Origin of the sequence: Candidatus Symbiopectobacterium sp. (assembly GCF_020054415.1) — a bacterium.
Taxonomy (GTDB): domain Bacteria; phylum Pseudomonadota; class Gammaproteobacteria; order Enterobacterales; family Enterobacteriaceae; genus Symbiopectobacterium.
The window spans coordinates 1-9,786 of sequence record NZ_JAHWCO010000176.1; the positions used below are offsets into that span (position 1 = coordinate 1).

Annotated in this window: 6 protein-coding genes and 5 pseudogenes; 5 read left to right on the forward strand and 6 right to left on the reverse strand. The window is 52.5% G+C overall.

Annotation, left to right across the window (positions count from 1 at the left end):
* Positions 1-103: 103 nt before the first annotated feature.
* Positions 104-343, reverse strand: coding sequence for a hypothetical protein (locus QZ506_RS05270; protein WP_291969567.1), 240 nt, complete (start codon positions 341-343; stop codon positions 104-106).
* Positions 344-362: 19 nt separating this feature from the next.
* A complete protein-coding gene (locus QZ506_RS05275) occupies positions 363-791 on the reverse strand; it encodes a hypothetical protein (protein ID WP_291969569.1) in 429 nt (142 codons plus the stop codon).
* A gap of 249 nt (positions 792-1,040) precedes the next feature.
* Between QZ506_RS05275 and sapA the strand changes: the two genes are divergently transcribed.
* From sapA to argS, 3 genes are all read left to right on the forward strand, one after another.
* Positions 1,041-2,735 carry an ABC transporter substrate-binding protein SapA gene (gene sapA / locus QZ506_RS05280; RefSeq protein WP_291969571.1) on the forward strand — a complete coding sequence of 565 codons (1,695 nt, stop codon included), beginning with the start codon at positions 1,041-1,043 and terminating at the stop codon, positions 2,733-2,735.
* Positions 2,732-3,697, forward strand: a complete 966-nt coding sequence (sapB, locus tag QZ506_RS05285; protein WP_291969573.1) for a putrescine export ABC transporter permease SapB — start codon at positions 2,732-2,734, stop codon at positions 3,695-3,697. The genes sapA and sapB overlap by 4 nt, the downstream gene beginning before the upstream one ends.
* 310 nt (positions 3,698-4,007) lie before the next feature.
* Positions 4,008-5,738 (forward strand): arginine--tRNA ligase, encoded by a 1,731-nt coding sequence (gene argS, locus QZ506_RS05290; protein WP_291969575.1) that lies wholly within the window; start codon positions 4,008-4,010, stop codon positions 5,736-5,738.
* A gap of 59 nt (positions 5,739-5,797) precedes the next feature.
* Here the strand turns inward: argS and murJ are convergent, their stop codons facing one another.
* The 4 genes and pseudogenes from murJ to QZ506_RS05310 all read right to left on the reverse strand — a co-directional run.
* Positions 5,798-7,333, reverse strand: coding sequence for a murein biosynthesis integral membrane protein MurJ (murJ, locus tag QZ506_RS05295; protein ID WP_291969576.1), 1,536 nt, complete (start codon positions 7,331-7,333; stop codon positions 5,798-5,800).
* 114 nt (positions 7,334-7,447) lie between these two features.
* Positions 7,448-8,341, reverse strand: a pseudogene (locus tag QZ506_RS05300) (Gfo/Idh/MocA family protein).
* Between the two features lie 140 nt (positions 8,342-8,481).
* Positions 8,482-9,078, reverse strand: a pseudogene (locus QZ506_RS05305) (DUF480 domain-containing protein).
* A 65-nt stretch (positions 9,079-9,143) separates the two neighbouring features.
* Positions 9,144-9,390, reverse strand: a pseudogene (locus tag QZ506_RS05310) (GNAT family N-acetyltransferase); the annotation flags it as partial.
* On the opposite strand from QZ506_RS05310, the pseudogene QZ506_RS05315 reads away from it, so the two are divergent.
* Positions 9,387-9,548 (forward strand): annotated as a pseudogene (locus tag QZ506_RS05315) (multidrug transporter MdtH); the annotation flags it as partial. The pseudogenes QZ506_RS05310 and QZ506_RS05315 overlap by 4 nt on opposite strands.
* Before the next feature lie 60 nt (positions 9,549-9,608).
* Positions 9,609-9,713 (forward strand): annotated as a pseudogene (locus QZ506_RS05320) (IS1 family transposase); the annotation flags it as partial.
* Positions 9,714-9,786 lie beyond the last annotated feature (73 nt).

Sequence of the window (9,786 nt, forward strand, 5' to 3'; positions counted from 1 at the left end):
GCTTTGTGTTTGATAATGGGATTGTTAGTATGAAGCATGAGAGTTACCTCGCGTTTTGTTTAAGGATCAGACACCCATATCAAAACCGGTAACTCTCAACCTTTCAAGGTCCAGTGTCAGATCTAGTCGCGACTAATACATCTAATTCATTATCCAGCATTCGCTTCATGCTTTTATCGCGCGCTGTCAGTTGCAGTTCCATATAGTTATCAATATCGGCACGGACCTGTGCCTGATGCTCTTCGGGTATGTAGTTGCTGTTGATGAAATCCAGCTTCTCCCGCATCAATGCAATACCTGCGGCCTGAGTGCTGTCTGTCGAACTCTCGAGCGGAATGGTCACTGCGTCTAAAGGGCATCCGCTAATACTCGAGTCGATTCACGCGTTGCATTTGGTGCCATAGCAAAAAAGCGCGAAAATCTGTCAATGGCACGTCAGAGCACACGGTGCTGTATAGCGGGTGCGTCACCCCGGGCGCCCTGCACTCCAATTCATCAAGATAAGTATTCCTCATCTCCAACATCAGTTTCTTTGCCGCTTCCTGCTCTTCTTGGCTCGGAGGCGTCGCATTTGCAAAATCCTGTTTAAGACGCCCTAATGCTTCAGGCGATAGGGTCAAGTCTACCGAGGCTAACGCTTCGATCGACTTTTGTCGTCCGACTAAGACTGCATCAGATTCAGACACCTTATTCGTAGCATTGTAGGTTGCCGTTGATGGTAAAGCTGACGGATAGGCTGAAATTACACTCACACGCATTTCTCCCTGTTTTCTTGCATTCTCTTGGCCCATTCAGAGTTATCTTGTGTATAACGGCAGGTTGCGTTAATCCCTTAGCGAAAAAATAACAAAAGTTATCATTTCGTGAGGTAGCACTCTATCCTCAGCGATGTAGACGTCTGATACCCGGCTCAGCGCTGCATTTTTCCAAATTTGGCGGAAAATACAGCAAGTGAGCATCTACGGAGTGGGGAGCTTTAGCAGAGTGCGGTACACTCTTATAATGACAACTCTGATTTTCAGCCAACTAAATCGCATCGAATGTCTGGATACACCTCCTACCTGATAAAAATAGGCGCGCTGTACTCCGCCTGCCTGATAGGGTCTGCATTCGCCGCAGACCCCGCACAGGCGCAGCGGGAAGATATCCGCTACAGCGGTTTCGTGTACTGCGTCAACGGCGTGGTCAATACCTTCAACCCGCAAATGGCGCGCAGCGGCGTGATCATCGATACGCTGGCAGCACAGCTTTACGACCGACTGCTGGATGTGGACCCTTACACCTACCGTTTGATGCCAGAACTGGCGCAACGTTGGGAAGTTCTGGATAACGGTGCCACCTACCGTCTATACCTGCGCCACGATGTGCCGTTTCAAACCACCGACTCGTTTACGCCTACTCGCCCGTTAAACGCCGATGATGTGATTTTCAGCCTGCAACGTATGCTGGATAAAACCCACCCGTATCATGACGTTAACGGAGGAGAATACCCCTATTTCACCAGTTTGCAGTTTGCCGATGTGGTGCAAAACATCCGCAAGCTGGGCGACTATGCGCTGGAAATCCGCCTTAACAGTCCGGATGCCTCTTTTTTATGGCATCTGGCGACCCACTATGCACCGGTGCTTTCTGCCGAGTATGGTCAGCAGTTGATCAAACAGGACAGAAAGGAACTGTTAGATCGTGAGCCGGTCGGTACCGGTCCTTATCGACTGGAAGCGTATCGCAGCGGTCAGTATCTGCGCTTGATGCGCAATGATCGCTACTGGCGTGGAAAACCGCGAATGCAGCAGGTGGTCGTCGATTTGGGCGTCGGAGGCACCGGTCGCCTCTCTAAATTGCTCACCGGCGAGTGTGACGTGCTGGCCTATCCTGCCGCCAACCAGTTGCCCATTTTGCGCAACGATCCGCGGCTACGACTCTCGCTGCGTCCAGGGATGAACATCGCGTATCTCGCCTTCAATGTGCGTAAACCGCCGTTGGACGACATGCGCATTCGCCGCGCCATTGCGCTGGCAATCAACAATGACCGTTTGATGCAGTCCATCTATTACGGCACGGCAGAAACAGCGGCGTCTCCGCTGCCCCGCGCTTCCTGGGCTTATGACAGTGAATCGCGCATTACCGAATACAATCCGGAAGAAGCCCGACACTTGCTGACAACCCTAGGGGCAACTGATCTTAACCTCAAGCTGTGGGTGCCGGTTGCATCGCAATCCTATAATCCCAGCCCGTTAAAGACTGCGGAGCTGATTCAGGCGGATTTGGCACAGGTGGGTGTGAAAGTGACCATTGTCCCCGTCGAAGGCCGTTTTCAGGAGGCGCGCCTGATGGAGATGAGCCATGACCTGACGCTCTCCGGCTGGACCACCGACAGTAACGATCCTGATAGTTTTTTCCGCCCGCTGCTCAGTTGCGCCGCAATTCACTCGAAAACCAATTATACGCATTGGTGCGATCCTACGTTCGACAGCGTGCTGCAAAGCGCCCTCACCTCGCAGCAGTTAGCCAAACGCATTGAGTACTACCAGCAAGCACAGCAGATACTGGCACAGCAGTTACCTGTGCTACCGTTGGCCTCTTCGCTGCGTATGCTGGCATACCGATATGACATGAAAGGGCTGATATTAAGCCCGTTTGGCAATGCCTCTTTCGCCGGGGTATATCGCGAGTTTGGTGAGAACCCGACGCAGGAAGTGCCACCACAGGTGGGTAAAGAGGGAGAACAGCCATGATCATTTTTACGCTGCGTCGCCTGTTGTTGCTGCTGATAACCCTGCTGCTGCTAACGCTGGTCGGATTCAGCCTATGTTATTACACCCCCAACGCCCCGCTGGGCGGCGCGACGCTGTTTGACGCCTACGGTTTCTTTATGCGCAGCCTGATGCGCGGCGATCTGGGCATTTCATCGATTAACGGCGAATCGATCAGTGTGCAATTGAAGGAAGTGCTTCCCGCCACCATTGAACTGTGCGTATTGGCATTCACACTCTCTTTGTTAGTGGGTATCCCGCTCGGTATGACAGCGGGCGTGATGCGCAATAAAACGCCTGACATAATCATCAGCGCCATCGCGTTGGTGGGCTTTTCTATTCCGGTATTTTGGCTGGCGCTATTGCTCACGCTGCTGTTTTCGCTGCAACTCGGCTGGTTGCCAGTTTCAGGTCGTTTCGATCTGCTCTATCAGGTAGAACCTGTGACCGGATTTGCACTCATTGACGCCTGGTTATCCGACTCCCCTTATCGCGATGAAATGCTGTTCAGCTCCGTGCGCCATCTGATTTTGCCTATCATTGCGCTGGCCATCGGTCCCACGATGGAAGTTATCCGCCTGATGCGCATTAGCACGACGGACGTGTTCAGTAAAAATTATGTCAAAGCTACCGCCACCCGAGGCCTGTCGCGACTGACCATCATTCGCCGCCATGTGCTGCGTAATGCACTGCCACCGATCACACCGCAACTGGGGCTTCAGTTTTCCACCATGCTGACGCTGGCGATCATTACCGAAGTGGTGTTCAGTTGGCCCGGTTTAGGGCGCAGGTTGGTGGATGCGATTCGCCAGCAAGATTACTCCGCTATCTCCGCCGGGGTTATGGTTGTCGGAGCAATGGTAATTACGGTCAATGTGCTGTCCGATATTTGGGGTGCAATGGCAAACTCCCTGAAACATAAGGAATGGTATGCCCTTCGATAGGGCAACCAAAAAGAATAAAACTGTATTAGTCGCGACTAATACACTTATTATCGAGTTAGGTGACCGCCTTTACGGTCACTTCTGAGGAAAGGCATTTACACAAAATCTTAAACAGGCTCTTTTTCGCTAGCGCAGGTGTTTTTTCTTCTTCTTTTTCTCCTTTCCCGACGCGTTCTCCCCCCCCCCCCTCTTCGTGCTCTATCACCCTTGCATTTTCTCAGGAAAATTCTCGCGGGGAAGGTGCGCCCTGCTGACGTCTAAGCCCAAATATGGTATAAGAGGGGGCTAAATTTTTATTAAAGGTATCCAGGTGAATATTCAGGCTCTTCTTTCGGAAAAAGTCAGCCAGGCATTGGTTGCAGCAGGTGCGCCCGACGGCACAGACCCGCAGGTGCGCCAGTCTGCCAAGGCTCAGTTTGGTAATTACCAGGCCAATGGTGTCATGGCAGTGGCGAAAAAACTTGGGCTTGCTCCGCTACAACTGGCAGAGACGGTAGTTCAGCATCTGTCGTTGGGCGGTATTGTCGCAAAAACGGAGATCGCAGGTCCGGGGTTTATCAATCTGTTTCTGGATGCGCAATGGTTAGCACAACAAACCGAACGGGCTTTGAACACACCTAAGTTGGGTATCACTCCGGTCACGCCGCAAACCATCGTGGTTGACTATTCTGCGCCTAACGTCGCCAAAGAAATGCACGTCGGCCACCTGCGCTCCACTATTATTGGTGATGCTGCGGTACGCACACTTGAGTTTCTCGGACACAAGGTTATCCGCGCTAACCACGTGGGTGACTGGGGGACACAGTTCGGTATGTTGATTGCCCATCTGGAAGATGTGCAGAAAGACACCTCCGGCGAACTGGTATTGCCCGATCTGGAAGCCTTCTATCGCGAGGCCAAACTGCGCTACGATGAAGATGCCGCCTTCGCTGAGCGCGCTCGCCACTACGTGGTGAAGTTACAGGGCGGAGACGTTTATTTCCGCGAAATGTGGAGCAAACTGGTTGACGTCACCATGACACAAAACCAGCTCACCTACGATCGTTTGAATGTCACCCTGACCAAAAAAGACGTAATGGGAGAAAGCCTCTACAACGCGATGCTGCCGGAGATTGTTGCCGATCTGAAGGCAAAAGGCCTGGCCGTTGAAAGTGAAGGAGCAACGGTGGTTTTCCTTGATGAGTTTAAAAACAAGGAAGGCGAACCGATGGGCGTCATCGTTCAAAAGAAAGATTGCGGTTATCTCTACACTACTACCGATATTGCCTGCGCCAAGTACCGTTATGAGACGCTGGGCGCCAATCGTGTTCTCTACTATATCGATTCCCGCCAGCACCAGCATTTGATGCAGGCGTGGACTATCGTGCGTAAAGCTTGCTATGTGCCGGAATCGGTATCGTTGGAACACCATATGTTCGGCATGATGTTGGGCAAAGATGGCAAGCCGTTTAAAACCCGCGCGGGCGGCACCATCAAGCTGGCAGACCTGTTAGACGAAGCCTATGAGCGCGCATTGACGCTGATCGCGGGTAAAAAACCGGATATGGAACAAGACGAGTTGCGTGAATTGGCGCGCGTTGTCTCCATCGGTGCGGTAAAATATGCCGATCTGTCAAAAAGTCGTACCACTGACTACGTGTTTGACTGGGATAATATGCTCGCGTTTGAAGGAAACACTGCGCCCTATATGCAGTATGCCTACACTCGCGTTGCCTCGATTTTCAAACGCGCCAACCTGGATAAAGCCGCACTGACACAGCCAGTGGTACTGAATGATGGGAAAGAAACGGCGCTGGCAACCCGCCTGATGCAGTTTGAAGAAACCATCACTACTGTGGCGCGCGAAGGTACGCCGCACGTGATGTGTGCCTACTTGTACGATCTTGCCTGCCTGTTCTCCAGTTTCTACGAGCATTGCCCAATTCTGAACGCCGAAAGTGATGCTGTGCGTCAAAGCCGCCTGAAACTTGCCCTGTTGACCGCAGAAACGCTGAAACAAGGATTAAGCACCCTAGGCATTGAAACCGTCGATAAAATGTAATCAACTGCGTCATGTCATAAAAAACGGTGGCCTGAGCCACCGTTTTTTATTGGTTCCGATCACATACCCCTGCGCGCAAAATCGCGCGGACGGAAGCCAAGCAACGCAAGCATCACAAAGTAGGTCCCCGCACCTGCCACCACCACCAGCATCAGGCGCGAAATACGCACTGTCATGCCGCCGATGTCCCAGGCTGGCATCCACACTAGCAACGCGATCAATACCGCCGACATGGCAAGCACCGCGATAAGCAGTTTGACCAGAAAGATGCCCCACCCCGGACGTGGCTGGAAAAGCTGCTGTTTACGCAACTGCCAATAGAGCAGCCCTGAATTCAGACACGATGCCAATCCAATGGAAAGTGCCGGACCAGCATGCTGCAACGGCCCGATAAAGATCAGATTCATGACCTGCGTCAACGCCAACGTCACCAATGCAATTTTCACCGGCGTTTTGATATCCTGCCGAGAATAGAACCCCGGAACCAACACTTTTACCACAATCAGCCCCATCAACCCGATGGCGTAGGCAATCAACGCCCGCTGAGTCATCAATGCATCCACTGCGCTAAACTTGCCATACTGGAACAGCGCAACAATCAACGGCTTCGACAAAATGCCTAACGCCACCGCACTCGGCAACGCCAACAGAAAGCAGAGACGCAGCCCCCAATCCATCAGGTGTGAATAGGCTTCCTGATCGCCACTGGCGACGCTTTTCGCTAACGATGGCAGCAAAATCGTGCCTAAAGCGACACCCAGTACACCGGACGGAAACTCCATCAGTCGGTCAGCGTAGTACATCCAAGAGACCGCCCCCTCACTGAGAAAAGAGGCAAATATAGTGTTAATGATCAACGAGATTTGGCTCACTGATACTCCTAGAATCGCTGGAGCCATCAGTTTCATCACTCGCCCGACGCCGGGGTGACGCCATTTAAAGCGTGGCAATACCAACATCCCGATCTTTTTAAGATGCGGCAGTTGGTAAACCAATTGCAGCACCCCGCCCAGCAACACCGCCCAAGCCAACGCTAACACAGGCGGATCAAAATAAGGTGTGGCGAACAATGCAAAACCAATCATGCTGATATTGAGAAATGTCGGTGCAAACGCCGGGACGGAGAAGCGATTCCAGGTGTTTAAAACCGAGCCCACCATCGAGGTCAGCGATATCAGCAAAATATACGGGAAAGTGATGCGCAACAGTGCCGAGGTCAGCGCAAACCGATCGGGCGTGGCGGCAAATCCCGGAGCAGTCACCATGATAACCCAGGGCGCAGCGATCATCCCGGCCACAGTCACCAATGCCAGCACCAGCGTCAACATGCCTGACACGTAGGCAAGAAAGGTTCGTGTTGCTTCATCCCCTTGCTGGCTTTTGTATTCAGCCAGTATCGGAACAAATGCCTGCGAGAAAGCTCCCTCTGCAAAAACGCGACGTAGTAAATTCGGCAGTTTAAAGGCGACGAAAAAGGCGTCAGTCGCCACCCCAGCGCCAAATACCCGTGCGACAATGGCATCGCGGATAAAGCCCAAAACGCGCGATAGCATGGTCATTGAACTGACCGCGGTCAATGATTTTAATAAGTTCATCCGATTCGATTCTGTTGTGTCGAGAGTTACAGCGGAACGCAGCCCGCCAGGCGTGGCGACAGTCTACGCATCAGGGGCGGAATAGCCACCCTTGATGATAGTTCACAGCAGGATTCAGCATGATGTGAGCAGTGACTCAACCACTCTCTGCGCCAGAACCGCCTGCTCGCCTGATGTTTGGGGTTGAACACCTTTCTCAAGTGAGTCGACAAAATGGTCAACTTCCCCCACAAAACCGCGCTGTTCCAAAATACTTTGCCAAGACGGTGCCGGGGAACGCGTGATAATGCCACCACTTTCCAGCCAGCAATCACTGAGATTATCGACGTGGTGAATGACTCCGTGCCCGATCATCTGCACCGCCTCACGCTGACTGCCCGCACAACGATGCATGCTGGTGACAACCTAGCAGGTTGAGGAAGCAAACAGATTTTCAGCAAAAACAAGCTGCCCTGACGCATTATTGCGAATGACACCACCTTGTAACGCCGCCCCCTCACCCGCCAGCTACAGTGCCGTGTCAACCACGTGCAGATAGTCATCCAACAAGGTAAAACGCGCCGATTGCGGACCCATGTTATCCGCACGGTGTTTTTCCACCCGAACAGAATCCGGATGCAGTAACGTTGATTTGAGCGATTGATAACCGGGAGCGAAACGGCGGTTAAATCCAACCATCACTGTTTTTCCCTGCCGATCGGCTAACGCTAGCAGCGCTTCAGCCTGCGGCAGCGTTTCCGCCAGCGGTTTATCGACATACACGTGCATGCCAAGGTGCAGTAACGTGCGGATAACGTCGTAGTGGCTGGCCGTACTGCTGTGTACCATCACAGCATCGCACACACCCGCCCGCGCTTGCAGTGACGAATAACCTGACAGGCGATATTGCTTGCAAAGCGTGCGCATTTTTTGCTGATCCGGAGAAAAAACACCGGCAAACGTCCAGTGTTTTTCCTGGATCAGCACAGGAATATAGGCCTTTTGCGCAATCGAACACAGCCCAACCATGCCGATACGGATCAGCACTGCGTCCGTTTTCGCTGTATTCACTGTGTCACCTTCAGTCAGGGAGTCATTCCCTCGGACAATACTCAGCGTTGTTGCGACAGCAAGTGCGCCAATTGCTGTTTTAATTCGGCCACGTCTTGCTACAGCACCAGCACTCGCTGCGCGAGATCCGTTGTTTCAGCAGGCATGCGATCTTCAGCGCTGTCGGTGGCTGATGCAACGGGTTCATCATCGCCAAACAGGTACATAAACCGATTCTCCCGCTTACCCGGCTCGCTCGCCAAGCGCGCCACAAAGGTGCCATCTTCCCGCGTTTGCAACAGTGTCAACGTCTGTTCGACTTCATCGACATCCGCAAATTCATGCAAGCGCGCCCCTCGGTTGCGCGATTCACCCGGAGTTTTCGCCCCGCGCAGCAACAGCGTTGTTACCAGCGCAACTTCTGCGGAGGAAAACTTCAGATCGCCGAATTCAGAGTTGCAGAACCGGTGCTCATACTTCATCACGCGATTACCAAAGCCGCTGAGGGTTTTGACGAGGCGCTTTTTAACCAGCACATCGAGCGTTTTTTGAACCTCGCTCTCACTGAGCTACAACACCGGCTCGCGGTTGATTTTCTGATTGCAGGCCGTTACCACGCCATTTAGCGAGATGGGGTACTGTTCGGGCGTGGTGATCCGTTTTTCCAACAAACAGCACACCACGCGCAACGCTTTGGCATCAAACTGATATTTCATTCTCTGGGCTCCTATCGCTGAGGCGTCCATTGTTCATTAGTCAAGGCAGTCAGAACATGATCCTGCTAGGTACCGTCGATTAACAAGTATTTTTTAGCATACACCTCACGTTCAAAGCACAGTCGCGTCAGCAGATTACCGCTGCGCTGATTGTGCGGCATGTAGTTGGCCATAATTCGGTGCATGTGCTGTTGGCGCTACATAGCGCAGCGCGGGCTGTAAGGCTTCATACATCATGCCCTGCCATTTCTCTCCGAGCGAATAGCCCAGATAGCACGCGTGGAAGGAGCCACGCAGGACGTTACTGAAATTGTATCGCTGAACCCGCCCGCGAAACGTTAAGCGCGTCGCTGGCGGATGCGCGTGCGCGCGGAAGTTACATGGGATTCAGCCGTCTGGGGTTGGCGCTGGGCTATAGCGGCGGCGGGTGGTTATTTGATACCGGTCATCGGCTTCATATGCCAGAACTGGGTCGTGTATTCAATATGTTGATTGCAGTGTGAAATGTCCGGTTTTTGATGTGGAATACAGTGGCTAAAGTTGATGTAAGATGCCCGTTTTGTAAATAGACATCTCCTGTGAAAAAACACGGTTATGGCAAAAGTGGCCATCAGCGTTACCGTCGTCAGTCATGCAAACACGGATGGCTACAGGGCTTACAACGACGAACTTCCAAAAGTAAAACACATTGTTAGCAAGCTGTATACA

What these genes read in the sequence shown, in the direction of transcription:
- QZ506_RS05275 (WP_291969569.1), bottom strand. Translation starts at nt 791, where the DNA reads ATGGGCCAAGAGAATGCAAGAAAACAGGGAGAAATGCGTGTGAGTGTA.
- sapA (WP_291969571.1), top strand. Translation starts at nt 1,041, where the DNA reads ATGTCTGGATACACCTCCTACCTGATAAAAATAGGCGCGCTGTACTCC.
- sapB (WP_291969573.1), top strand. Translation starts at nt 2,732, where the DNA reads ATGATCATTTTTACGCTGCGTCGCCTGTTGTTGCTGCTGATAACCCTG.
- murJ (WP_291969576.1), bottom strand. Translation starts at nt 7,333, where the DNA reads ATGAACTTATTAAAATCATTGACCGCGGTCAGTTCAATGACCATGCTA.